The following is a 25,883-nucleotide window of genomic DNA, read 5'->3' as shown; positions in this document are numbered from 1 at the left end:
GAGATTTTTCGTCCAGCAAGGCGGAGGAGCCGCACATATCGGACATATGTAAGGTGACGACAACGAAGCTGGGCGGGAAATATCGCGGCAAGAACACTGTGGATTTGGGCTTGGTGGACTACCGACTGCTGAAGCTAAAATTAAGTAGGAGGTAGGAGTATGGAAGAATTACTTTTATCCCGCTGGCAATTCGGGATAACGACAGTCTATCATTTTCTGTTTGTGCCGCTGACGATCGGACTGTCGCTGATTATCGCCATTCTGGAAACTATCTATGTCCGCACCGGTAATGAAATGTATAAGCAGCAAACCAAGTTTTGGGGCAAACTATTTCTTATTAATTTTGCCATGGGTGTGGTCACAGGTATTGTTCAGGAATTTCATTTCGGGATGAACTGGTCTGAGTATTCCCGGTTTATGGGCGATATCTTTGGTGCGCCGCTGGCGCTGGAGGCGCTTACCGCCTTTTATCTGGAATCCATTTTCTTAGGGTTATGGATTTTCGGCTGGGACCGTATACCCAAAGTGCTGCATGCCGCCAGTATCTGGATTGTGGCGCTGGCTACCAATCTTTCGGCCTTTTGGATTCTGGTTGCCAACTCTTTTATGCAGAATCCTGTGGGGTATGCCCTGCAAAACGGCCGCGCAGAAATGACCGACTTTATCGCACTTATTACTAATCCCTATGTTTTCTACCAGTTTCCGCATACTGTCTTATCAGGTTTGGTCACTGCCGGCTTCTTCGTACTTGCCATCAGTGCCTATCACCTGATCCGGAAAACCCATGTGGATTTTTTCCGGGCATCCTTTAAACTGGGGCTTGTCTGGACGACAATCAGTTTGTTCCTCTTAATGGGCAGCGGTCATGCCCAGACACAGTTTATTGCCAAGGCGCAGCCCATGAAGCTGGCTGCCGCCGAAGCCTTGTGGGAAACGGCCAATCCGGCACCTTTTGCCGTAGCCGCCCTGATTGATGAGGAGAACAAAACCAATTCATTTGAAATCAAGATTCCGGCCATGCTGTCGCTTATGGCTAATAATGATCCCAACACTCCGATCAGGGGGATTAATGATATTGAAAAAGAGTATATTGCCAAGTATGGCCCCGGCAACTATGTGCCGGCAGTAACCCCGGTATTTTGGAGCTTCCGCATTATGGTGGCCGCAGGCAGTGCGATGATGCTGATTGTGCTGGCAGCCGGTTTTCTGTGGTGGCGCGGCCAACTGGAGGCCAAACCCTGTGTACTGAAAGCAGTGTTATGGAGTTTGCCGCTGCCGTATATCGCCAATTCGACAGGCTGGTTTGTCACCGAAGGCGGGCGTCAACCCTGGATTGTGGTTGGCTTGCAGCGGGTGGAAGAGGCGGTATCGCCGTCAGTTGGCGCAGGCAGCATCTGGATTTCGCTGATTGGCTTTACCGTGGTGTACGCTTTGCTGGCCATTGCCGCCATATATCTTGTGCAGAAGTTTGTGCGGCAAGGTCCGGTGGATACTCCGGTTACTCCGACTAAACCGGCAGCAAAGGGGGCGACATTGTGGAGTTAAGTGTACTGTGGTTTGTTCTGGTTACGGTGCTGTTTATTGGCTTCTTTTTCCTGGAAGGGTTTGACTATGGCGTAGGGATACTGCTTCCTGTTTTGGGGAAAAACGATACCGAACGCCGGGTGCTGATTAACACTATCGGCCCGGTTTGGGATGGCAACGAGGTATGGATGATTACCGCCGGCGGAGCCATGTTTGCCGCCTTTCCACACGTGTATGCCACCATGTTCAGCGGTTTTTACCTGGCCTTGTTCCTCATGCTGATGGCACTCATTGTGCGTGGTGTGGCCTTTGAATTTCGCAGTAAGGATGAAAATCCTGCCTGGCGCACAACCTGGGACTGGCTGATTTTTTTCGGCAGCGCGATACCTGCCCTGCTCTGGGGCGTTGCTGTTGCCAATTTAATCAAAGGTGTTCCCATCAACGCGAATATGCAGTATGTCGGTACTTTCTTCGATTTGCTTAGTCCCTATACGCTGGTTGGCGGTCTAGCCTTCCTGCTGGTCTTTATCTTCCATGGCGCTATGTATCTGACACTCAAAACCACCGGCGAGATGGTGGAACGCGCCCGGAAGGCTGCTGTTAAGGCCGGGGTGCCGGCAGCCGTATTCTGCCTGATGCTTGTTGGTATGACCTATACTAATACCGATTTATTTGCCAGTACCGGCGCAGGCATAACTCTCTGGGGGGCAGTTGTCCTGTTTGTCGGCGCCTATGCCGCCGTGTATGCCAAACGCTATGGTCTGGGCTTTACTTTAAGCAGTCTGACGATTGCCTTCACGACAGTAGCTTTTTTCTGGGGCCTGTTTCCCCGGCTTATGGTATCCAGTCTCAATCCGGCCTGGAGCCTGACAATCACCAATGCGTCATCGTCGCAGTATACCTTGCAGATCATGACAGTGGCGGCGCTGGCACTGGTACCTGTCGTGCTTGTCTACCAAGGCTGGGTATACTGGACCTTCCGCAAGCGGGTTACGGCTAAAGACCTGGAGTATTGATTCAGCGACTAAGCGACAGTACCTTGCAGAACTTAAAATGTAGGTGGCGTAAGATACTAGGTACGGGTGGTGAGGGGCTATGGCGTTACAGGACGAGGATAAAGAGTATTTATGGCAGTTATCCTGGATTTATCCCGGTGGTTATATAGCCGAGCTTGAAAGCTTGGCAGAAGCTGTGATTAAGGAGCAACTGGCTGGCGGGGAGCGTCAGAATATCCGGGAAATCGTCTGGGGAATTATGGCGAAAATCCAGCCGGAACAGGAGAATGGCTTGTCAGAAGCTGCGGCTGACGATGCCGCTGCGGCTCAGGCGGAGGCTGAAGCTGTTATACGGGAAAAGGTACTGGCAGCTCTATGTGACGGCCAGCCCCACCTCCCGGCTGAAATGGGGCCGGAGGTAATTGGTCCCCTGGTGGAAGCGCTGGCAGGCAAGGATGAACTGGCGGCTAATGCCCGGGAAGCCCTTACGCGCTTAACTGACGGCAGTGCTATTGATACCTTATGCGGGCTGTGGGCCGAGTCCCGCAACCCGCACCTGGAGCAAATCATTCTGGATGCCGGTTATCTGGCATCACAGCCGCTGGGATTAAGACTTTTAACTGTGCTCAAGACCGGTGCCGACAGACGGATGCTGGCAGAAGGCCCGGCACTGATCCCGGAGTTGCTGGCGGCAGTGGATGATGCCGATAGAAGCATTGCCGGGCGGGCCAGGCGTCTGTTGCTGACCCTGACTGACCGGCAGGCCATTAATGCGGTATGCGAAATGGTGCTTGCCGGAGAAAACGAGCGGCTGAAACATTGGGCGGCCATTGCCCGCTATGCTCCGGCCACAGCCAGTAAAGCCGCTCTCTATTATTGCATTACCGGGCAGTGGGAGAACTATTATGCACTTGACTGGCAAGAGACCAGGCCTTTGCTGACCAAAGGCTATAATCAGGCCACTCCTGCCGAGCGGCAGCTGTTTTTGGCAGCTGCCCGCCGCAGCGGTCACAGTTTGCTGCTGGCCGGGCTGTTATTGGAAGGCGGCAGCCGGGATGAGTATGAAGAGCTTACCGATGACGACTGGGCAGCCATGCTGGATATGCTGGTCAGTCAGGAACGCTGGCAGGAGCTGTACCGTTTGGCGTATCGGGCGCCGGCCGGCTGGGCTGCCGAGATTGTGCTGGCTTTGGACAGTGCCGGCTGGGTGCCGAAGAACTGGGAGTATACAGGCTGGGAAAAAATTTGTGCCAACTGCCCGCCGGCCGGCCGGGAGCTGTTTGTGCCGGCCGGAAGGCAGCCGGTTATGCTGGAGACGCAGGAGGTGCAAGCGGTCATTGAATGTGTTGCCATCCATCCAAATGGGCGGATTGTGGCCGGCGGCGGCAGCGACGGGCGGCTGCGCCTGTGGCAGGTGGCCAGCGGCAGCCTGTGGCGTACAGTAGACCTGCATACTGACGGTATTACGGCAATAACCTTTACCCCGGATGGCCGTTATCTGGTGACTGCCGGCCGGGAAGCCAAGGTGCATGTCTGGCACATGCCTGATATTAAATGGGTGAGCAGTGTCAGCGGTCAGCCTGGCTTGGTTACTGCCATAACAGCCGATAACGGCGGCCGGCTGTTGGCGCTGGCATGTCCCGGCGGTGTGCTGCCGGCACGGGTTTGGACCTGGGACGGAGCGTACATGACCAACCGGGGACAGTATCCCGGCAGCCTGTTTGCTGCCGGTACCCTGAATCTGGAGCAAAGCAAAGCGGCCGGCGGCGGACGGGACGGCAAAATCCGTATCTATACGCTGGCCGGCGGCAAGGGGGGGAATCGGTCCTGGGCAGCCCATGCCGGACCGGTTAAGGCCATGCTGTTCAGCGGCGACGGGCGGTTGCTGATTACTCATGGTGCGGATGATATGATTAAGGTCTGGACAGTTGAGGGCAGTAAGCTCTTATGGAGCGCTGGCTGTTCGGGCAGGCTGCTGGCAGTCAGCCGTGATGCGGCTGTGGCCGCTGTGGCCGGACCTGAGGGCAGTATCGCCCTGCAGCAGCTGCGTTTTACCAAGCCGCTGGCGCTGGCAACTCATGCGGACTGGCAACAGGCGCTGGTGCTGCTGGCGGCGCCTGAATGCCCGCCGGAGGCCAGGCAGGCAACCGCCTTTTTCGAGGCTGTGCTGGCGGCTAAATTTCGTTATGATATTACTTTAGCGTGAGTGTGGTAAGGGGTGATGCCAATGGCTGGAGGCCTGACTATTGATTTTGGCAATTGCTATACGGTGGCAGCCTATTGGCGGCAGGATGTCCGGCAGGCAGAGGTTTTATATATTCCCGGCGTGACCCGCCCGATACCGGGAAATGCCGTTGGTCAGGCGAAAAGGGTGTACGCGGCTCCGTCTTTAATCAGCTATGGAGCAGCCGAGGCCGGTGAGGTATTGCTGGTCGGGCAAGAGGCGGCAGAGGGACTGAGCGGCGTGGCTGTTGAGCGGAAACTATTTAGTAACTTACAGGCCGACGTAATTACCGGCAAAACGGTGTATAGCCTGGCCGGCAGACGGCGGCTGAGCGGACAGGAGATCGCCGGAGACTACTTAGCTTCGTTTATCAGCCGTGCCGGTCAGGCTCTGGGATTAGCCGGTGAAGCGGCTATTATGTTTACGATGCCGGCAGCGGCGTGCCAATCAGAAAAGATTTGGCAGCGTTACCGGCGCTGGCTGGAAAATGCCGTCCGCCAGGCGGGCTTTAGCCGTTTGGAATTGGTAGAACAACCATGGGCGGCCGCCAGGGGGGCAGGTATGCCGCTTAAGCCTGAGGCAGTATATGTTGTTATTACGGTAAACGCCGATATGGTGGAGGCTGTCATTGTCCGGGTGACTATTCCTGCAGGCAAGGAAAACATGGCAGATGCCAGGTGTTTGATGTCAGGGCCGGGCGGCTGCTACCCTTATTCAGGCGGCAGCGGTTCTTTTTCTCAGGATGATACCAGTAAGCGGCACCTGCGGGTGCTGAGCCGCTGTGCCGAATGGCTGACCGGCGAGGAGCCGGGCGGTGAACCGATGCAGTTGACAGCTATTGTACAGCAGGCGTTACGGGAGGCTGAGCGGCTGGGGTATCCGGTCGGCAGCCTGGCAGGGGCAGTGGTAACAGGCAGTAGTGTAACCCCGGCGATTGTGGCAGCACTGCACAGCCTTTTTACCGGGATTCCGGTATATGATAAGCAGCCGCTGGCTGCTGCCGCTTGCGGCGGCGCAGCTCTGGCCGCCGGGGAGGATGCCTGCGGCTATATCCGCCATAGCTATGGTTTGCGTTTTTTAGCGGCAGCAGGTTACCAGTACCGTGAGCTTGTGGGAGCAGGCATGTTTTATCCGAGTACCGGCGCGGTCGGTGAATTTACGGTTAAGGCCAGCTATGACGGGCAGCAGGAGTTTGCGTTATTTATCTACCGCCTGGAAGATGGCGGGCAGTGTATTAATGAGGACAATCCGCTGATTTTGACAACCCGGCTGCCGGCCGCTAAAGGGCAGGCAGTGCTGACAGTCAGCGTCAGCCTGGATAGTGCCGGGCAGTTACTGGTAACAGCGACAGCGGCCGGCAGCGGCGAACTGCTTGCAGACAGGGCGGTAGTCGCTAAGTTAGTGTAAAGGAGGAGCGTGTGATGTCGCATTTTACTCAGGTGGCAACCAAGATAAAAAATAAAGAGATCCTGCTGAGTGCCTTACGGGAATTAGGCTATGAGGTTGAGGAAAATACCCTGATTACAGGCTATCGCGGGCAGGAAACCCCGGTTGATATTGCTGTCCGCATGCAGCAGGGATATGATATTGGTTTTGTGCTGGGTCCTGACGGCACGTACAGCTTTGTGACCGACTGGTTTGGCGTGCAGGGGACCAATGAACAGGAGTTCACCACCAAGGTTCAGCAGCAATATGCGCTGACCACCGTCATGGAGCAGGTACGCCGCCAGGGCTTTAATGTTGTGGAACAGCAGCGGGACGCCGGCGGGGAAATACGCCTGACGGTGAGAAGATGGGTGTAGAGGAGGTTAACACTATGGATACTTTTGCCGAACAATTCGATACCTATATCAGAGCGCGGGTTACACTCATTGTCATCGTGACACCTGAAGAGCAGCGCGCCATCGAGCATGTTAAGGCTGTGTGCGAGCAAAAAAACCGCACCTGCCTGTCCTGGGACGTTGCCGATGCCTTTACGGTGCTTACCGGGCGCACCTCCCTTGATTTAAAGTGCCGGGATCCGCTGGTGGCGCTGGATTTGATGGAAAAGGAAGGGATGGAGAATACCGGGACAATTTTTGTCTGCAAGGATTTTCATGACTTTTGGACCAATCCGCCGGTCAGGCGTAAGCTCAGAAGCGTTGTGCAGCGTCTGACCCAGACCCGGACCTCCCTTGTCATTACCACTCCCACTGGGCAAATTCCCGACGAGCTGCAGGATGAAGCCGTGGTTATGCATCTGAAACGTCCCACCGGGGAAGAGCTTGACGGCGTACTTGACGGACTGCTGAAAGGGGCCAATGTCAAAATCAATCTGACAGATACCGGCCGCGAAAAGGTGGTGCAGGCCGCTATGGGGATGACGGCAGGCCAGGCCCGCCGCGTATTCTCGAAGGCCATTGTTACCTGCGGCTGCTTGGATGACCGCAGTATTTCCCTGATTACCGAAGATAAAGCCCAGCTTGTGCGCCAAAGCGAAGCCCTGGAATTTTTGAATACCAGCGAGACGGCTGAAAGTGTCGGCGGCCTGGGAGTGTTGAAAGACTGGCTGCGGCTCAGGGAAATGGCCTTTACCAAAGATGCCCGTGAATACGGTTTGCCGGCGCCTAAGGGAATTGCCATGGTAGGTATTCCCGGCACCGGTAAGAGCTTAACCGCCAAAATGATCAGCAGTCTGTGGCAATTGCCGCTGCTCCGGCTGGATGTCGGCGCGCTGTTTGGCTCTTATGTCGGTGAGTCGGAAGACCGCACCCGCCGGGCGCTCAATATTGCCGAGACCATTGCCCCCTGCATCCTGTGGGTCGATGAGATTGAAAAAGCCTTTGCTTTTGGCGCCGGTGACGCCGGTACCAGCCAGCGGGTATTTGCCACCCTGTTAACCTGGATGCAGGATAAAAAAGCGCCTTGCTTTGTAGTGGCTACTGCCAATAACATTGCGGCATTACCCCCTGAGTTAATGCGCAAAGGCCGGTTTGATGAGATATTCTTCCTCGATTTGCCGCATATGGCCGAACGCCGCGAGATTTTTGCCACCCATCTTAAACGGCGTAATCGTAATCCGCGTGATTTTGACCTCAAACGCCTGGTGAAAGAATCGGACGGCTATGTTGGCGCCGAGATTGAACAGGCCATTATTGATGCCATGTACTTAGCTTTCAGCGATAATATGCGCGAAATCACCACCGAGGATGTGGTTATTTCGCTAAAACGCCAAGTGCCGCTGTCGGTTTCCCAACGGGAAAATATCCAGTACCTCAGGCAATGGCTGCACGAGGGACGCGCCCAGTCGGCCTCCTATCCGGGCGAGGTTGCCGGGGAAACAGGTTCCGCTCAGGTGCTTTTGGAAATAGAAGACCAGGACTAAGGCCAGCACTAAGGGAAAGGAAGGAGTTTCTATGGAAAAGGAAGAACTGGAAATCACTATTGACGCCAACGGCAAAGTCAATATCAAGGTAGCCGGGGCCAAAGGCGGTAAATGCCTGGATATCACTAAACCCATTGAGGATGCCTTGGGAGAAGTCAAGGTGCGTGAGATGAACTCCGAGTATTATGAGCAGCCGGCAGATACCTCCAAGGTAAGGAATAACCAGCGATGAACAGCCAAAGGCAAGAAGATGGCGGCCTGATTAATATGGCCGCCTTTTTGGCGAAATCACGCGCCAATGGTCCCGGCCTGCGTGCGGTAGTCTGGGTGCAGGGCTGTCCCCGCCGCTGCGAAGACTGCTTCAATCAGGACATGCTGGAGTTCCGGGACAATGAATGGCTGCCGGCGGCGGAATTGGCTGCCCGTATTCTTGCTGTCAGGGAAATAGACGGCGTTACCTTTTCTGGCGGCGAGCCTTTCGCGCAAGCCGCGGCTTTGGCGGGACTGGCCGAACAATTGCAGGCAGCGGGGCTCACGGTTGTTATCTTTACCGGCTATACCTATGCCGACCTTACGGCAGCCAATAACCCTGACTGGAACCGCCTGCTGGCGGCTGCCGATGTACTGGTGGCAGGGCCGTATAAGAAAGATCTGCCTTCACAAGACTATCTGTTAGGTTCTGCCAACCAGGAACTGATATATCTTACTGACAGACTGAAAAATCACCCTGACAGGCATAGCTCTCTGGGGCATACTCTGGAATTTACTGTTGATTTGGCCGGCAATATAGTAACTACAGGCTTTAAATAATGCTATGAAGCCGCAAGCAGCCAGGCTCAGGACATAACAAGCATGGTTGAACAATGGCATGTCAGGGCAAATGAGTGTTAATTTAGCTGTGATGGGCGCGCAATAGACAAATTACCTGAGCAAATACGCAAGAAAGTCACATATGTTCATTAGATTTTACACAGGTTTTATTGGGTAAAACAATAATAATATAAATATTCAGAAAAGGTGGAGCTCTGGATTATCGTGCTTGAAGAACATAGCATGATTTGTAGTGCCGGTATCCCCGCATAAGTACAAAAAGCATTTCGTTTTGTACTTGGAATGAAGAGAAAGGTAGGGATAACTATGAAGCCGAGAGCAGCAAGTCAGGTTCGGGAAGTAGCAGATATGAGCGCCGTTCAATTACGGGATATAATTGATGTTGATTTTTTGCAAAAATTTCAGGATGCTTTTGCCGAAGCCATAGGAGTCGCCAGTATTACCGTGGACAGGGACGGAAATCCGGTTACTCAGCCCAGCCGTTTTACCAAATTTTGCATGGAATATACCCGGGGTTCCAAAACCGGGCTTGCCCGCTGTATGGAATGCGACCGCAAAGGCGGTGAGGAGTCAGCCCGAACCGGGAAACCGGCTATCTATGACTGTCACGCCGGGCTGGTTGATTTTGGCGTACCGATTATGCTGGGAGGACAGCAAATCGGTTCCATTCTCGGTGGGCAGGTATTGATTGCAGCGCCGGATGAAGCCTATTATCGCAAAGTGGCCCAGGAAATTGGCGTCGACCCGGATCAATACCTGGCCGCACTTCGGGAGATTAAGCAGGTGCCCCGAAAAAACATAGAGGCGGCAGCAAATGTTTTGTACCTGGTTGCCAATACGCTTTCTAAAACCTGGTATCAGCAAAACCGGCTAAAGCATATGGCCGAATTAATTAATGACAGTGTGCTGCAAATATCGGCAACCATGGAAGAATTAGCAGCGTCTGCCGGTGATGTTAGCACCAACCAAAATATCCTTAACGACGAAATCCAAAATGTAAATGTTGTATCAGGAAAAATCAATGAAGTCATGGACTTTATCAAAGATATAGCTGATGAAACCCGTTTATTGGGCCTGAACGCAGCCATTGAAGCGGCACGGGCAGGAACGGCCGGCCTTGGTTTTGGCGTCGTGGCGCAAGAAATCAGGAAGCTTTCCGGTGATTCTAAAGAAACTGTAGGAAGAATAAAGGAATTTACCACCATCATCCAGGAATCAGTTAATAAAACGGTAACCATGGGACAAGCCACTTCGGTTACTGTTGAACAGCAGGCAGCCGCCATCGAGGAAGTTACCGCCAGCGTTCAGGAAGTAACGAGCATGGTTGAGCAATTGCATGCCATGGCCAATGAAATATAGTTGTGAGGTAAATGTATTTTTAGAAAACCAAGTGATATAGGAGATTGAAAATGAGTTTTTCCATACAATGTGCAGCAAATAACGTATGGTATGGTACTTTTGCCCACTTTAACAATATTGGAATCTGCCATGGGTTGGCAACCAGAATCGGGGGGCTTAGTGAAGCCCCTTTTTATTCTTTAAATATGGGCTTGCGATCCGGCGATGATGTTAAGAAAGTTGCAGCCAATCGTGAACTGTTCTTCCAGGCGCTGGGAATAGCTGCCGATACTGTTGTAAGTGATCAGCAAATACATGGTGATACTGTGGCTGTGGTTACTGCAAAGGCTATGGGCAGAGGCGCATTGAACTGTGACGGTTTACCAGGCACAGACGCACTGGTTACCAATACAGCGGGTGTTGCCTTAATGGTTTTTTCGCCGACTGTGTGCCGCTATTATTTGTTGATCCGAAGCGCCGGGCCATCGGGGCTTGTCACGCCGGTTGGCGGGGAACGGCGGCAAGTCTTGCCGCCAAGACCGTACTGGCAATGCAACAGCATTTTGGTACAGAACCGGGCGATTGCCTTGTCGGCATAGGCCCGTCAATCGGCCAATGCTGCTATGAGGTCGATGAGCCTGTCATTGCCTGTTACCGGGAAGCGTTTAGCTGGTGGGAGGATATCGCAATCCCGTACGGCAGTAATTGGCGGCTTGACCTGGGGCAGGCCAACTGCCGGCAGCTTGAGGATATTGGGGTAGATAAACAAAATATTGTGTTAAGTAATGTTTGTACAGCCTGCAATACACCGCTATTTTATTCTTACCGGGCCGAACATGGCAAAACAGGGGTACTTGTGGCTGTGATAATTACCTGTTAAAAAAGAAGAAGCTATGTTAATCGGAGTTATCGGCGCGATGGAAGTTGAAATTGTTGAACTAACCAAAAATGTGACGGAAGTGAATAATACGGTCACCAGCGGTGCTGCCTTTCATAGAGGTAAATTGGATGGCTACGATATTGTAGTGGGAAAATGTGGTGTCGGAAAAGTACATGCTGCTATTTGTACCCAGTCAATGCTAATGAAGTATGCGCCAGATGTTGTTATTAATATTGGTATAGCTGGCAGCCTAAACCCTGATATAAAGCCGGGAGACACTGACTTCCGATTCAGTGCCCACTATAACCGATATTTTGATACTATCAAAAACACATCGGTTTTTGCAAAGTTTAATGATTATAGAATGATTATAAATTGATTTTATATTGATGTTTGGGTATGATATAAGTAGAGTTCTAACATAAAGAGGTGAAACAATATGAAAGCTATCATTCGTCCTATGACGGATTTGGCAAAGAAGATGGACGAAATTGAACATTTTTGTATTACCGAAAGCTTACCGGTATATATCACGAAAAAAGGCACTGGCAGGCTGGTTGTCCTTGGTCACACAAACTATGAAATTCTAATGTCTGAACTCGAAAAAATTAAAGAAGAAAATGAATTATATAAATCTCTTATTCAAGCGGCAGGCGAGAGCCGCAGAGGCGAAAGTCGGGATGTTAATGATGTCTTGGACGAATTAGACGCTGAATTAAGGGAGCGGGAAGATGACGACAGGCAAACAGAGCGGAAAGTATCAGGTTAAAATCGTGCCTACGGCTCGGAAAGACCTTCGGGATGCAGCTATGTATATAGCGCAAGACAGTTCTGTGAATGCCAGAAAATTTGTCGCAGACGTAAAGGCCAGGATAAACAATGTTTTAGCGAATAGTCCCAATATCTGTTTGCCGCCTAGAGCGTACCCTTTTTTAGCTGAGCAAGGATACTTACGGTTTTCCGTGCACGCAAACTATTCAGCCCTATGGGTCTGGCGCGGGTCGATTATTGAGATCCATCGTATTTTACACAATAAGAGAAACTGGGCGCTGATCATAAGTGGCCCTGAAGGCATGGAAGAAATAGAACCCTCCGAATAATTCGGAGGGTCTCAATCATTCATGCATTTATTCAGTACCAGTTTGGGTTTGGGAATTGGACAATAAGGAATATCTAATAAGCTAATGATAATCCAAATGAAATAGCTTGAAATGGATAAAAACATGCGAATTATTATATCTCCGGCAAAAAAGATGAATATGGAAACCGACAGTCTGCCGCACGAAAGCCTGCCGCAATTTCTTGATGAGGCTGAGCTGCTGCTAAAGTGTCTGAAGAGTATGGCCTATGAGCAGTTGAAGAAACTCTGGGGATGCAGTGATTCTCTTGCCAGACTGAATTTTGAGCGGCTGCAGTGCATGGATTTGCGGCAAAGCCTTACGCCGGCGCTTCTTGCTTACGAGGGCATCCAGTACCGGTACATGGCTCCCGGTATTTTTGAGTACCAGCATTTGGACTATATTAAGGCGCATTTGCGCATTCTTTCCGGCTTTTATGGATTGCTGCTGCCTTTTGACGGTGTGACGCCTTACCGCCTGGAAATGCAGTCCGGACTTGCGGGTGACGGTTACCGCAATCTGTATGAGTTCTGGGGGGACAAGCTTGCCCGGCAGCTCGCCGGCGAAACCGATTTGCTGATTAATCTGGCTTCCAAAGAGTACAGCAAAATTATTTCTTCCTATCTGCCGGAAAAAGTTCACTTTCTGACCTGCAGCTTTGCCGAATGGAAAGAGGAAAGGTTGATCGAAAAGGGTACCCTGTGCAAAATGGCAAGGGGAGAGATGGTGCGTTTTCTGGCAGAGCGTCAGATTACAGAATCTGAGGAGATCAAAGACTTTGACCGGCAGGGCTATGCATATTCTGACGAATATTCAAAGCCGGATCATTTTGTATTTATCCGATGACTAACTCGCTCTAAGACTCCCACCTCTCCAGGTGGGAGTAAGAGCGACTAAGTCCCTGGATAAGGGCGACTAACCTTCAGATGGGGTTAAAACCCCACCTGAAGCTAAGTCTGCTTTATAAAAGGAGACAGATAGCATGATCCAGGATGATGTGCTCACAATCAGCCGGTTTTTGTGCCGGCCGGTTCTTTTGGCACCTTTGCGGGTGAGATATTTTTATATTTTTTGAACAGGCGGCTGAAATAGTTGCTGTCACTAAAGCCGACGGTCAGGGCAACTTCTCCGACAGGTAAATCCTGTTGCTGCAGTAATTTCATAGCTGCGTTGATACGTAAATAATTAACATAGGCAATGGGCGGCATGCCGGTAATGCTTTTAAACAGACGGCATAGGTGATGGGGGCAAATATTAGCCATAGCGGCAAGACTCTTAAGGGTGATTTTTTGGTTAAAATGCTTATCGACATATTTTATTACCGGCAGTAACTGGTGGTGCTGCCGGTTTTTGATTTCATCAGTAACCGGTATAGTATAGCGCCGCAGCAGCAAAGCGAGAATACGGTAAAGGCAGGATTTAATCCATAGCTCATAACCGGGTTGTTTCTGGTCATATTCGTTAATTACATCAAGGAACTGGCTGAGCAGCTCGCCGTCATTTTCAATTTTATTCTGGAAACGAATGCGGTTTTGTATCAATGGGGTGAGGTATGCGGTTTGGCAGATATCCTCCTGCTGACTGCGGAGGAAGTTAAAATCGATGAGAATATAGGTTTCGACAAGATGGTCACAGCAGTTTTCTACATAATGGATGTCATTACAATTGATAATGACAAGGTTTCCCTCACTTACAGGGATAGGTTCAGAATTGCAGTGAATAACGGCAGTTCCCTTTTCTATATAAAAGATCATTAATTCTTCATGCCAATGCTTTTTTAACATAGGACCTGGCTCAACAGACTCTCTCCGTCCGATGTTAATCGGGAAGTCGCTTTTTATATTATGATGGATCATCTGACCGTTGCCGGCAATAATCATCAAGATTCCTCCCTTTACTAATAATATCAATATCGTGCTAAAGTTGCTTAATATTATCCATGAAATGTTCCGGATTATCTACTATAATATGAACAAATAAGAGGTGTTCAATCAATATTATCCTGGTAAATCCAGTTTGTCAAATAGTATATGAGGAGTGATATATTGCTGCGGTCTGTAAAAAGTATTCCATCTTCCCTGTGGCTGATTACGTGCGCCCACGCCGTGACTGACTTGGCGGCAGGCGCCTTGTTTGTAGCCTTGCCTTATTTTAAAGTGAAATTTGGCCTAAGCTACGCTGAATTAACAGCCATTGTGTTACTGCAAAACCTGACATCATCTGTCAGCCAGCCGATATTCGGTTATTTCAGTGATCGAAAATCACGGCCGTGGTGGATGCCTTTGGGGTGTTTTATAAGTGGAGTCGGGATGTTGTTTTCTTTACTGGTTCCCACTTATTCACTGGTCCTGTTGTGTACAGCCATCAGTGGATTAGGTGCCGCAATTTTTCATCCGGACGGAGCAAAAGTAATCAATTTGCTGAGTGGCGAAGCTAAGGGCAAGGGTGCCAGTTTATTTTCAGTCGGTGGCAATGCCGGTTTTGCGCTTGGCTCGTTATTTTTGGGAACCTTGCTAGTCGGCAGCCCTGATATTCTTTATATTTTCGCGGTGCCCAACATTATAATTGCCGCCTTGCTGCTTTGGAACATGAAAGTGTTCGCCAGTTTGCCGCAGCGTAAACAGAGCGGCTCTGGTAAGGCTAAAATTGCAATCAGTATGAATTTGCCGCTGGTGGCACTGCTCGGGACGGTGCTTATGCGGGCCACTGTAAATTCCGGGCTCAGCGCTTTTGTACCATTGTATTACACCACCTTCCTGCATGGCAGTCCTGCTTATGCCGCATCCTTATTGACGGTTTATCTGGCTGCCGGCGCGGCGGGTACGTTAATAGGCGGGCCGTTGAGTGACCGTTGCGGCAGTAAAAGGGTTATGCTATATTCTATTTTGCCGGTTGCTCCGCTTTTGTATCTTTTTAAAGTAGTGGATGGCTTTGGGGCGTTTATTATTCTGGCCCTTGTCAGTATTTTGCTGGCCATGACTTTTACCAGCAGTCTGGTACTGGCGCAGAAAATGATGCCCAATAATATTGCTATGGCTTCCGGTCTGACACTGGGATTCAGTATCGGGTTAGGGGCTATGGGTGTTCTGGCGCTTGGTCATGTTGCCGATACCTTGGGATTGCCGTGGGTATTTAATCTGCTGGCGGTTCTGCCCATAGCCGGCTTTATCCTTACCATGTTTATTCAGGAACCTGCTGCTGTTCTGGCAAAGCAGCCTGTGGCCGAAAGCTGAGGAACAGTAAAAGGCGTGTCGCAAAAGCGACACGCCTTTTTACTGCTAGAACAAACTGTGGCGCTAATCGCCATCAGTGACGGCTGCTGCCGCCTGGTCCCGGGCGTCTCTGGCCTCATGCCAGGCGTCTCTGGCCAGGCTTAAAACCCGCGGTTCCAGTTTCGTTGCAGGATTGCCAACAACCTTACTCAGATATAATAGTGCCTTTTCATTTTGCCCGCTCCGCCGGGCCAGCTCACCAATCAAATAGGAAACCGCCGCCTCGCTCAGGGAGCCGATCGGCAGCCGCTCCCGCATCAAAGCCTGCTCATAATATTCACAGGCCTTAAGCAGGGCGGTTTTTTCTTCTTCCTGGTTTTCGCCCTCACGATACAACCAGGCAAGCCGAAGATATAATTCTGCCAGCCGGCTCGCCGGAGCTGCGATCATGTCGGCGAAAAAAATCGCCAGCTTATAGGTTGCTATCGCCTGGTCACGCGTGCGTTCCCCGCTATAGTTTACATTGACTTTGCGTGTTGCCAAAAACTTAGCAATCTTGTCTTTGGCTGCCACAAATAAATCCTCAAAGTAACTGTCGGCAGCTGCATAGCCGCAGTTAGAGCATACCCAAATCGTATAATAATAAGGATTTATATCTTTAAAATGCGCGCAAAAATCACTATCCTGCTTGTCCATTACCTGCCGGCCGCGCGTCCGGGTAACACTGAATGTTTGTTCACAAACAGGACACTTTTTTTCTACCGAATAGGTCGGCTCTGCCATATCATCGCCTCCAATATATACCTTACCATAATAGGGCCAGGCTCTCAAGAAATATTTAATAAATCTCCCTGCAGGGCCCACATCTGGTAAAACAGCCCCTTCTTTTTCAACAAATCGGCAAAAGCTCCTTGTTCCGCAATTTGTCCGTCAGCTAAGACCAGGATTTCATCCATGGTTTCCAGCCCTACCAGCCGGTGGGTTATCAATACCAGGGAGCGAGTGCCTGCAGAGCGCAAAATATGGCTCATGACAACCGCTTCGGCCTGGGCGTCCAGCCCGGCTGTCGGTTCATCGAGCAGCCATACCGGAGCAGGTTTTAACAGTGCCCGGGCCAAGGCAATGCGCTGGCGTTCCCCGCCGGAGACCGCCAGTCCGTTTTGGCCTGTCAGGGTGTCCAGCCCCCGCGGCAGCCGTTCAATAAAATCTGTCAGCATGGCACCTGCTACCGCCTGGTTTAATTCGGCCGGTGCGGCATCCGGTTTGGCTATTAGAATATTATCTCTGATGGTAGCGTTAAACAAATAGGTATCCTGACTGACAACACTCACCGCCCGGCGTATGGCTGCCGGTTCATAGACCCTAATATCTCTGCCGTTTAGCAGCAGGACTCCCCGATCATAGTCCCAGAACCGTAATAGCAGTCCGGCCAGCGTACTTTTGCCGGCACCGCTTGCGCCTACAATTGCCAGGCGTTTACCCGGAGGCAGGCTGAAGGTTATATTGGATAACACCGGCGGTGAATCAGGCGAGTAGGAAAAAGACAGCCGATTCACCGAAAACTCCAGCGGTCCTGAAGGTACAGCCGGTATTCCCGCAGCGTTAACAGCCGGTTGTTGGCCGGTGATGGCGGCAATCCGGGCAAAAGCCGCGTTGCTTTCCTGCAAATAGTAGGCAACCGCCGGCAAGGGTAAAATTGCCTCAAAACTGGCCTGTACTGCCAGTGCCACCACTGCCAGATAGACTCCCTCCAACTGGCCGGCAGCTACCAGCGGCCCAGCCAGGATAATCACGGCAATGACGGTCAGGTTCATTCCCAGGGTTCCTAAGGCATCGCTCAGGGAAGCCACTACATTGGCCCGCTCCTGGCAGGCCGTCAGCTCCGCATTGGCTGCAGCAATGCAGGCGGCCTGTTTCTCCGTCCGGCCCAAAGCCGCTAATTCAGTAAGTCCTTCCAGGCTGTCAGCCAGACTGCCATTCAGTTTGGCTCTGGCCGCTACAACCCCTTGGCCGGCCTCACGTCCCAGCCGGCTAATGCCTATTGGCAAAACACAGCCTGTCAGCAAAAATGCCCCGGCTACCGGCCAAGCCAGCCAGGGAGCCAGCCACGCCAACAACCCCACTGTCGTGACGGCCACCACCACGGCAATGGCCACCGGAAATGCCGCCCGCAAATAGAAAAACTGCAAAGTCTCAACATCGGCTACCAGGCGGCTAAAAAGATCACCTTTGGCAACCCCGGGCAAATTAGCCGGTGCCAGCGGTTCCAGCCTGGTGTAGAGCCACACCCGGATGTCGGCCAGCAGACGAAAGGTAGCGTCGTGGCTGGTATACCGTTCCCCATACCGGCATATGGCTCTGGCCAGGCCAAAAAAGCGCACCCCGACAATCGCCACCGATAATTCTGCCACCGACGGGTGAAGGGCGGCCGCCGAAATCAGCCAAGCCGAGGCCGCCAGCAAGCCGACATTGGCATATACCGTAAAACTGCCGATCAGGCAGGCCGCAGCAGCCAGTAACAAGGTACGATGACTGCCGGCTAAGATTTTATACATCATACCCTCCCTTAGAAGCCCCTACCAGCTGCCGGTATAGTCCCGGTCGGGCTAATAGCTCGGCATGGGTACCGGCCTCGCTGATTTGGCCGTCTGCCAGCACAATAACTTTGTCGGCTTGGCGCACCGTACTTAGCCGGTGGGCAATAATTATGGCGGTGCGTCCTGTCAGCAGCCTTGCCAGGGCCTTATCCAGCACCGCCTGTGAGTGAACATCCAGCCCGCGCGCCGCCTCATCCAAAATAACCAGCGGTGCGTCCTGCAATAAGGCTCTGGCAATAGCCAGCCGCTGACACTCGCCGCCGCTGAGGCCTTGACCGCCTTCGCCGATCAACGTGTCATACCCGGCAGGCAGCCGCTCAATAAAATCATGTGCGCCGGCTGCTTTGGCCGCCCTGATAATCTCAGCAAGCGCTGCGTCAGGCTGCGCAAGGCGGATATTATCGGCAACAGACCCCTGAAATAAGTGCGGACGCTGCGGCACAAAAGCAACCTGGCGCAGCCAATCGTCTGAACTGAGCCCCCGGAGCAACTTCCCATTTACCACGATGTCTCCCGCGGCAGGAGTGATAAAGTTAAGCAGCAGGGCAGCCACCGTACTTTTCCCGGCACCGCTCGGGCCGACTATCGCCAAATGCTGTCCGGCGTCCAGGGTAAACGATATCCCGCGCAAAGCCTGCCGCCCGCCCGGTTGATACTCGGCATATACATCCCGGAAGGCAAGCGCAATCTGCTGCTGTCTTGGCAAAGGAGCCGACCCGCCTGCCGCCTGGCTGCCGCTTAATTGCAGCAGCCGGAAAATATCTGCTGCCGCTGCCTTTCCCGCCATTCCGGCGTGAAACTGAGTTCCCAGCAGCCGGAGCGGCAGATAATATTCAGGTGCTAACAGCAGTACAAAGAAAGCCTGGGAGAATTCGATCTCGCCGTAGAGCAGCCGGAGCCCCACCGTTACCGCCACCAGTGCCGTACTGATAGTAGCCACCAGTTCCAGTGCCAGCGCTGACAAAAACGCCACTTTAAGCACATTCAGGGTAGCGTCGCGAAACTCTTTACTCACCCGGGCAATGATGGTTGCCTGTTCAATGCTGCGGCCAAACAGCTTGAGTGTCATCAGCCCAGACAGAACATCCAGGAAATGAGCGCTTAAACTGTTTAATGTCTCCCACTGTCTGCGATTCTGCTTTTCTGCCAGTTTGCCAATAAGCAGCATAAATACAGGTATCATGGGTGCTGTCACTAGCAAAAGCAGGGCTGAGGTCAGATCCAGCGGCCACACCACCAGCAGGATACACACCGGAATACACGCGGCTTTAACCAACTGGGGCAAATACTTGGCAAAATAGGCTTCCAGCTGTTCTACGCCTTCGCCGGCAATATTAATAAGTTCGCCGGCCGGCTGCTGTGCCAGCGTCACCGGCCCAAGGCCCAGCAAATGGCTCACCAGCCGCTGCCGCAGGCCGGTCTTGATGGCTGCCGCCAGCTTAAAGGACAACACACCTTCCAGATACGTAACAATGGCGCGCACCAATATTATGGCGGTTAAAAGCCATAACAGACCGGCTACGGACGCCAGTTCCTGTTTACCCAGAAACAGCCTGTCAATCACCTGGGTGAGATAATAGGCCTGGGTAATTGCCAGCAGCCCGCCGCCGGCACCCAAACCAATCACTGCAGCTAACAGGCGGCGCTTTTTACCTGCTTCCCGGCCTAACTGCCTGTCGATCAAAATAGCTCGCCTGCCTTTAAAGCGAAAATCCGCCCATATGCGGGTTTCCCGCGCTATAGTCCTGAGCAATATATACTACAACACCCTGTATAATCCTGCTAATTATACAGGGCTTGTTTTTTAAAGTGCAAAATAAAACAGGATTGCCGCCCGCTGCGCTTGCAATAACCCCAGGAAGGTCTCTAATTCCCTTCCGGGGTTATTGCGAAACGCCGGTATGGCAATCCCGCTTTTGCTGTTGCATTGCTTAGTGCTGGGGCATCGGTCCGGTTTCTTCCAACTGGTCAATATCCACATGCACGGTATTGTGTTTCTCAAGATAAGTTACGTAAGCCGTATTCCGGCCTTTATCAACATTTTCGATCCAGACATAGTTATTCCGGTACTTTACGCCAATCGTATCCGGCGACTTGAGAATCTGTTCGGCGCGTGACGCATTCATGCAAACCACCCCTTTTACGGGTAGTATTTCACCTGGCGGCAATTTTATTCGGTCAGCTCTTTATCTGCCGTCCGGGTATGCGGCTACACCGACAGGGGCGGGCAATCCTCCCTGAGCAGTCCCAGGATTTCCAGATCAACATACTTACCTGCCAAAAAAGCTGCCTGGCGCAGTGTTCCTTCATAACGGTAGCCACAACGTTCGGCTACACTGCGGCTGGCTTCATTGCCGGCCACCACAGTCACTTGAAGACGGGGAATGGGCTTTGATTCAAACAAGAAAGCCGAGAACAGTGCCAAGGCTTCTGACATATACCCTTTGCCCCGGTCTTCACGCTTAAAGATTTGATAACCGAGTTCATAACCGGCCCGGTAATCGGCATTTCTAAAATAAATAATTTCACCGACCATATTACCTGCGTTATTTTGAATGACCATCCGGCCAAAACTATCATGCCAAAAGCCGCGTTCCACAAAACCCCGGCGAAAAGCCGGTTCAGCCGGAATATCCATCAGCCAGTATTCACCTTTTTCCGATACATCGGTCATTAATCGATAAATTAACTCCAGGTCTGATTCCCATACTGTCCTGAGACACACTTTATTCCCCTGAAGCACACAGCCACATCCCACACAATCCACGCCTTTCTTCATTGCTTTATATGTATTCATATCATTTATATTTTAGTATTCCTCATTATCTAATATTATCATGAAAAAGTAAACCCTGATACGGGTTAGGGGTAAAATGGCCGGACTTCTTTATATATACAATTCACCCTTTAATACAACTACTGCCTGGCCAATTAGCTCCACTCTGTTTCCTGTCAATATTCTGAGTATCATCTCGCCGCCTCTGTCGGAAGCCTGGTAGGCCCTGAGCTCACTTTTATTCAGCAGCTTACTCCAGTAGGCTGCCAGCACCGTATGAACCGAACCTGTAACCGGGTCTTCATTAATTCCTGCCCAGGGATTAAAGTATCTGGAGATACAATCATAATCTTCATCGCCGCTGCAGGTAACACCAACCCCTTTTACCGTCATGGCAAATTCTATGTTCTTCATTTTTTCAAAGTCTGGCGTCAGTTTTAGTACATCACTTTTCGTCTTTAAACAGATAACAAGCTTCTTAGTGTTTTTGCCGATTATGGCATTTTCATAGCTTTCGATACCCATTGCCTCGATAATAGCTGCCGGTAAAGCAACTGGAGAAAATTCATCTATGGGAAAATCCAGGCTGATTCCCTGATCGGTCTTACGCGCAGTGAGTCTGCCGCTTTTGGTTTCATAAATAATTTGTTCCCCGTTAATCCCTAGGCGGTTAAACAGTATTTCTGATGTTGCAATGGTTGCATGGCCGCATAGATCAACTTCACATTTTGGCGTAAACCACCGCAATGAATACCTGTTTGCCTGATGTACCGCCTGGCCTTCAAGCGGTTGAACAAAAGCTGTTTCGGATAAATTTGTTTCTTTGGCAATTAGCTGCATGTATTTATCTTCAATGCTCTCTGTTAAGACACATACTGCCGCCGGATTTCCTGTAAAACATTCCTTGGTAAACGCATCTACATAATATATGGGTATTACTTTCATTCTTAATCCTCCCCAACGTAATGCACGGGTATTGTCAGTTGACGCCATCGTTATCAATACCAAGCAGAATATCAACCGCTTGCCGCAGATTAAGCTTGGTGCGATACGCCATGATGACTTTCCTTTCATGCTCATTCATATCTTCCGGATTTAGACGAATATCAAGCAATTCGGATGGAGAAACCTTCAACGCTTCACATATGGACGCAAGTATGTCCACATCAGGGCGATTAATGCCCTGTTCCCAATTTGATATCCTGCTGTTGCTGACGCCAATCAGCTTGGCCAGCTCTTTTTGGTTCAGGTTTTGGGCTTCTCTATACTTGCGGATTCTTGGGCCGATTTCATATTTCACGCAAAGCACCTCCAGTTTTGATTATATAGCGGATTTCTCAAAAATCAATAAAAAGTTCAAGATAATCTGTAAAGAAGTATTGGCCTTTCAGAAAGTCGCGATTAAGGGAAAGAGTTTGGTAAGAGCAAAACACTATACTAAAATCAGGGAGGTGTTGCCGGGTACAAAACGCTGATGTAAGTAATAGGATACTTTTCGGGTCTATTTTTGTTAGTTTTACCTGGTATATAGTTAGGTAAATAAAGGGGGTAATTATTTTGTTAAAACTGTCAGATAATGCGATAAGCATGTTAGTATCCAAGTACCGGGCTGTTTTACAGCGCATGTTCATTAAAAACACCGCCGTGCTTGTGGCTTGCTTATGTGTGTGCACTGCACCGGCAACCGCCGGCGCAGCCGACATCACGTACACCGGCGCCGGGGCGGAGTTACAAAATGCATCCATTGGCGGTGCAGATTTGCCAAATCCGCCAAGCCTGATCCCACCCGGTGTGTCCGGCAACAATATCACTGTGAACTACATACCCGGAGGCGGTACTATAGATCCGTACAGGATCTTCGGCGGGCTGAACGACAGCGCGGCGGTAACAGGCAACAGGGTAAACTTTTTGAACGGTGCTGTGATCAGTAACCTGTACGGTGGTTATGATGCGGCTGCGGCTAATGGCGCGGGTGCCGTGGGCAATACCGTGACTATTGCCGGCGGCTCGATCGGCGGCAATGCCATCAGCGGCATGAGCCTGAGCGGGGGAGTCAGCGGCAACAGCCTCACCATGACCGGCGGTACGGTGACCGGCTACCTTTTCGGCGGCACCAGCGCCGGCGCCGGTGCCGTTAGCGGCAATAGCGTGACCATGTCTGGTGGCACAGCAGAATACATCTACGCCGGCAACAGCCTCACCGGCATCGTTAGCGGCAACAGCGTCACCATGACGGGTGGTACGGTAGATAGGCAGCTCTTTGGCGGCAACAGCAATCAAGGCAACGCCGAGAATAACCGTGTCACCATCAGCGGCACTGCCCAAATTGGCAACGATGTCTACGGCGGCGTGTCGTATGAAAATGGCAGCGCCAGCGGCAACAGCGTCACTATGTCCGGTGGCACGGCAGGCAATGATGTCTTTGGCGGAGCCAGTGACAGCAATACTACTGACGGCAGCGGCGGCGCCATAGCTAATTCAGTCACCCTGACCGGCGGCACTGTCACCCGCAACGTCTACGGCGGCTATGACTGGGGAATTATGGGCAGCGGCAGCGCCTTGAACAACCAGGTCACGCTTGCCGGTGCGGCTGTGACCGGCTCCGTTCTTGGCGGCAGCGCCTTCAACGGGCTTACCAGCGGCAATACCATCAATATGACTTCAGGTTCGGCTGGGGGGCAACTGGTGGGTGGACAAAGCCTGGGGACAGGGAACGAGGCGAATGATAACCGGGTAACCCTCGCCGGCGGCATGGTGGGGACTTTCATTATCGGCGGCCTTAGTGATGCAGGCTCGGCTTCCGGCAACGTTGTGGAGGTATCCGGCGGCACGGTCACTAACAGTGTGTTCAGCGGCCGGGTCAATAGCGGCAGCGGAATTACCCAGGGTAACCGGGTGGCGGTATCCGGCAGCGCCAGCATTAACGAGCATGTTGTCGGCGGTCTCAATACTGACGGTGCCAGTGTTGACAACACGGTGGAACTGTCCGGCGGGCATGTGGGCAAAAATGTCACAGGTGGTGAAGCTACCAGCAGCACTGTGGAAAATAACAGGGTTGTTATTTCCGGCAGTACGCAAATTGACGGTCATGTGCGGGGCGCCTGGACGGATACGGGTAATGCCATAGGCAACGGTGTCACTATGACGGGCGGCACGGTTAATAAAAATGTATTCGGAGGTATATCCGAATCAGCAGATGCCACTGACAACACGGTTGTAATTTCGGGCGGCTCTTTCAGCAGCGGCAATTTTATTGTGGGCGCGGCTGCTGGCAATAGTGGCAACAGTCTGCGCAACAGTGTCACGGTTACCGGCGGAATAATGAATACGATCACCGGCGGTGAAGCTTGGGGTACCGGCAACGTTGAGGGCAACCGGGTGGTTATCTCCGGCACGGCTGAGGTGGGCTTTGTTCATGGCGGCTACGCGGGCAATACGGGCGATGCTACAGGCAACAGTGTACTGCTTGAAGGCGGCCTGGTTACGGGTGATGTGTTTGGCGGCTTCAGCGACACCGGTTCAGCCAATGGCAATATCGTAACCCTTGGCCGCGACGCGCATTTGGCAAACACCTCTTCTGTTTATGGTGGCTGGATAAATCCTGCCAGCAGTGGAACATCTGCTGGCAATACCCTGAATGTTAACGCTTTTCAGGGAACACTAAATGATGTTAACAAATTCCAAAACTACAATTTCTTCCTCCCTGCTTCCCTCCAGAATGGCGGCACCGTGCTTACCGTTACCAACAACCAAACAGACCTTGCGGGCACTCATGTCGCCATTACCGGTATGGAGGGCGGCACTCTCCTGGCTCCCGGCAACACCGTCACTCTGATCAGTTCTACGCAAAATGCTCCTGACAGCTATAGTGCGACAAATGTCCGGTCAGGTATTTCGATACTCTATGACTTCAGCCTTGAGGCTGGGGGTACAGCTCTGACCGCAACCGTAAAATCCGCCGGCGTGAACCCCCAGACCAAAGCATTAGCCGAAGGATATGCCGCCAACATGGCGTTTGTGAACCAGGGCGCTGACCTTGCCGGCGGAACGGGAATGGCTGACGCTATGGCAAAAGCCAAAGCGGCCAATGGAAATATTGCCTCTTTCGGCGCGGTCTCCAGCGGTTCATCCCGCTATAAAACAGGTTCGCATGCCGATGTGGACGGCACCTCCCTCATGACTGGCTTTGTCACCAAACGTGATATAGAGAACGGTTCGTTGGTCAGAGGACTTTTTCTGGAAGCAGGCTGGGGCAATTATGATACCTACAACAGCTTTGCCAATATGCCCAGCGTCCGTGGCGACGGCGACACCAGCTACTATGGCTTAGGAGCGCTCCTCCGGCATGACGCGCCGGACGGACGCTACCTGGAAGGCTCGGTGCGGGGCGGAAAAAGCCGGACGACCTTTGACAGCGGCGACTTAAATAATGCTTCCTACACCACTAACTCCGGCTATTATGGCGCACACATCGGCATCGGGAAGCTTAAAACCGAGGGTAACAAGACGCTTGATTACTACGCTAAATATTTCTGGACACACCAAAACGGCAGCGATGTAAGAGTGGCAGGCGAACCGTTCAGCTTCGCCGGTGTTGACTCAAGTCGTCTGCGGGGTGGGGTGCGGCTGAGCCAGGAAAAGCCTGACGGCAAAAGAGCCAGCTATGTGGGACTGGCGTATGAATACGAATTTGACGGCAAGGCTAAAGGCAGCGTCTATGGTTTAGACCTGGAAGCGCCAAGCTTGAAGGGCGGCACAGGTATTGTTGAGCTTGGCATGAGCTTCAAAAGCCGCCCGGCGAGCAGCAACACCCTTGAACTCGGTCTTCAGGGATATGCCGGGAAACGGGAAGGTGTAACCGGGACGGTGCAGCTTAAGCGGGTATTTTAATTGTTCGGGCCGTTTTTACAGCGGCCCTTTTCATGGAAGCGAGGAAAAAAGGAGGCCGCAGGCTGTACAGCCTGCGACCTCCTTTTTGTCTGTAAAAATGTGTGGCCAAAATCCTGTCGTTTAAACATAGCTAA

The 25,883-nt window shown here is 51.8% G+C and carries 23 protein-coding genes and 1 pseudogene; 16 read left to right on the top strand and 8 right to left on the bottom strand.

Going from position 1 to position 25,883, the window contains the following annotated elements; genetic code table 11:
• Positions 1-159: 159 nt before the first annotated feature.
• From GT1_RS15190 to yaaA, 14 genes and pseudogenes are all read left to right on the top strand, one after another.
• A complete protein-coding gene (locus GT1_RS15190) occupies positions 160-1,545 on the top strand; it encodes a cytochrome ubiquinol oxidase subunit I (RefSeq protein WP_188399445.1) in 1,386 nt (461 codons plus the stop codon).
• Entirely contained in the window at positions 1,536-2,540 is a 1,005-nt protein-coding gene (gene cydB, locus GT1_RS15185) for a cytochrome d ubiquinol oxidase subunit II (RefSeq protein WP_075752228.1), read from the top strand. The genes GT1_RS15190 and cydB overlap by 10 nt, the downstream gene beginning before the upstream one ends.
• 79 nt (positions 2,541-2,619) lie before the next feature.
• A complete protein-coding gene (locus GT1_RS15180; RefSeq protein WP_188399444.1) occupies positions 2,620-4,725 on the top strand; it encodes a WD40 repeat domain-containing protein in 2,106 nt (701 codons plus the stop codon).
• A gap of 21 nt (positions 4,726-4,746) precedes the next feature.
• Positions 4,747-6,150, top strand: a complete 1,404-nt coding sequence (locus tag GT1_RS15175) for a hypothetical protein (RefSeq protein ID WP_188399443.1) — start codon at positions 4,747-4,749, stop codon at positions 6,148-6,150.
• A gap of 14 nt (positions 6,151-6,164) precedes the next feature.
• Positions 6,165-6,545 (top strand): DUF1257 domain-containing protein, encoded by a 381-nt coding sequence (locus GT1_RS15170; RefSeq protein WP_188399442.1) that lies wholly within the window; start codon positions 6,165-6,167, stop codon positions 6,543-6,545.
• A 14-nt stretch (positions 6,546-6,559) separates the two neighbouring features.
• Complete coding sequence (locus tag GT1_RS15165; protein ID WP_188399441.1) at positions 6,560-8,107, top strand: AAA family ATPase; 1,548 nt, start codon at positions 6,560-6,562, stop codon at positions 8,105-8,107.
• Between the two features lie 31 nt (positions 8,108-8,138).
• A complete protein-coding gene (locus GT1_RS15160; RefSeq protein WP_188399440.1) occupies positions 8,139-8,339 on the top strand; it encodes a DUF2997 domain-containing protein in 201 nt (66 codons plus the stop codon).
• Entirely contained in the window at positions 8,336-8,917 is a 582-nt protein-coding gene (locus GT1_RS15155) for a 4Fe-4S single cluster domain-containing protein (protein ID WP_188399439.1), read from the top strand. The genes GT1_RS15160 and GT1_RS15155 overlap by 4 nt, the downstream gene beginning before the upstream one ends.
• A 327-nt stretch (positions 8,918-9,244) precedes the next feature.
• Positions 9,245-10,297 (top strand): PocR ligand-binding domain-containing protein, encoded by a 1,053-nt coding sequence (locus GT1_RS15150; RefSeq protein WP_373325899.1) that lies wholly within the window; start codon positions 9,245-9,247, stop codon positions 10,295-10,297.
• Between the two features lie 50 nt (positions 10,298-10,347).
• Positions 10,348-11,156, top strand: a pseudogene (gene pgeF, locus GT1_RS22780) (peptidoglycan editing factor PgeF).
• A 13-nt stretch (positions 11,157-11,169) separates the two neighbouring features.
• On the top strand, positions 11,170-11,535 hold the full coding sequence (locus GT1_RS15140; protein WP_223226289.1) for a 5'-methylthioadenosine/S-adenosylhomocysteine nucleosidase: 366 nt from the start codon (positions 11,170-11,172) through the stop codon (positions 11,533-11,535).
• A 60-nt stretch (positions 11,536-11,595) separates the two neighbouring features.
• Complete coding sequence (locus GT1_RS15135; RefSeq protein ID WP_075752249.1) at positions 11,596-11,925, top strand: hypothetical protein; 330 nt, start codon at positions 11,596-11,598, stop codon at positions 11,923-11,925.
• On the top strand, positions 11,888-12,256 hold the full coding sequence (locus GT1_RS22775; protein WP_188399436.1) for a type II toxin-antitoxin system RelE/ParE family toxin: 369 nt from the start codon (positions 11,888-11,890) through the stop codon (positions 12,254-12,256). Before GT1_RS15135 ends, GT1_RS22775 begins: the two co-directional genes overlap by 38 nt.
• A 111-nt stretch (positions 12,257-12,367) precedes the next feature.
• Positions 12,368-13,120, top strand: a complete 753-nt coding sequence (yaaA, locus tag GT1_RS15125; protein WP_250729205.1) for a peroxide stress protein YaaA — start codon at positions 12,368-12,370, stop codon at positions 13,118-13,120.
• A 161-nt stretch (positions 13,121-13,281) separates the two neighbouring features.
• On the opposite strand, the gene GT1_RS15120 is transcribed toward yaaA, so the two are convergent.
• Positions 13,282-14,154: an AraC family transcriptional regulator gene (locus GT1_RS15120; RefSeq protein ID WP_188399434.1), complete on the bottom strand. Its 873-nt coding sequence runs from the start codon at positions 14,152-14,154 to the stop codon at positions 13,282-13,284.
• Between the two features lie 165 nt (positions 14,155-14,319).
• Here GT1_RS15120 and GT1_RS15115 point away from each other — a divergent pair, with 165 nt between their 5' ends.
• Complete coding sequence (locus GT1_RS15115) at positions 14,320-15,507, top strand: MFS transporter (protein WP_223226288.1); 1,188 nt, start codon at positions 14,320-14,322, stop codon at positions 15,505-15,507.
• 63 nt (positions 15,508-15,570) lie between these two features.
• Here the strand turns inward: GT1_RS15115 and GT1_RS15110 are convergent, their stop codons facing one another.
• The 7 genes from GT1_RS15110 to GT1_RS15080 all read right to left on the bottom strand — a co-directional run bounded on the left by GT1_RS15110 (position 15,571) and on the right by GT1_RS15080 (position 22,159).
• Positions 15,571-16,269: a DUF2225 domain-containing protein gene (locus tag GT1_RS15110; protein ID WP_075752256.1), complete on the bottom strand. Its 699-nt coding sequence runs from the start codon at positions 16,267-16,269 to the stop codon at positions 15,571-15,573.
• A 44-nt stretch (positions 16,270-16,313) separates the two neighbouring features.
• Positions 16,314-18,044 (bottom strand): thiol reductant ABC exporter subunit CydC, encoded by a 1,731-nt coding sequence (gene cydC, locus GT1_RS15105; RefSeq protein ID WP_188399432.1) that lies wholly within the window; start codon positions 18,042-18,044, stop codon positions 16,314-16,316.
• Entirely contained in the window at positions 18,034-19,836 is a 1,803-nt protein-coding gene (gene cydD, locus GT1_RS15100) for a thiol reductant ABC exporter subunit CydD (protein WP_223226287.1), read from the bottom strand. The genes cydC and cydD overlap by 11 nt, the downstream gene beginning before the upstream one ends.
• A gap of 178 nt (positions 19,837-20,014) precedes the next feature.
• Positions 20,015-20,209: an H-type small acid-soluble spore protein gene (locus GT1_RS15095; RefSeq protein WP_075752262.1), complete on the bottom strand. Its 195-nt coding sequence runs from the start codon at positions 20,207-20,209 to the stop codon at positions 20,015-20,017.
• A gap of 83 nt (positions 20,210-20,292) precedes the next feature.
• Positions 20,293-20,880 (bottom strand): GNAT family N-acetyltransferase, encoded by a 588-nt coding sequence (locus GT1_RS15090; RefSeq protein ID WP_223226286.1) that lies wholly within the window; start codon positions 20,878-20,880, stop codon positions 20,293-20,295.
• A gap of 90 nt (positions 20,881-20,970) precedes the next feature.
• Positions 20,971-21,804 (bottom strand): PhzF family phenazine biosynthesis protein, encoded by an 834-nt coding sequence (locus GT1_RS15085; protein WP_188399430.1) that lies wholly within the window; start codon positions 21,802-21,804, stop codon positions 20,971-20,973.
• Between the two features lie 34 nt (positions 21,805-21,838).
• The gene (locus tag GT1_RS15080; protein WP_188399429.1) at positions 21,839-22,159 is read right to left on the bottom strand and encodes a helix-turn-helix domain-containing protein; all 321 of its coding nucleotides are present in this window, start codon (positions 22,157-22,159) and stop codon (positions 21,839-21,841) included.
• A gap of 257 nt (positions 22,160-22,416) precedes the next feature.
• On the opposite strand from GT1_RS15080, the gene GT1_RS15075 reads away from it, so the two are divergent.
• Complete coding sequence (locus GT1_RS15075; RefSeq protein ID WP_188399428.1) at positions 22,417-25,749, top strand: hypothetical protein; 3,333 nt, start codon at positions 22,417-22,419, stop codon at positions 25,747-25,749.
• Positions 25,750-25,883 lie beyond the last annotated feature (134 nt).

This window comes from Sporomusa sp. GT1 (assembly GCF_014634905.1).
Taxonomy (GTDB): Bacteria; Bacillota; Negativicutes; order Sporomusales; family Sporomusaceae; genus Sporomusa; species Sporomusa sphaeroides.
The sequence above is the reverse complement of the archived record's forward strand: the minus strand, read 5'-3'. Positions and strand labels throughout refer to the sequence as shown.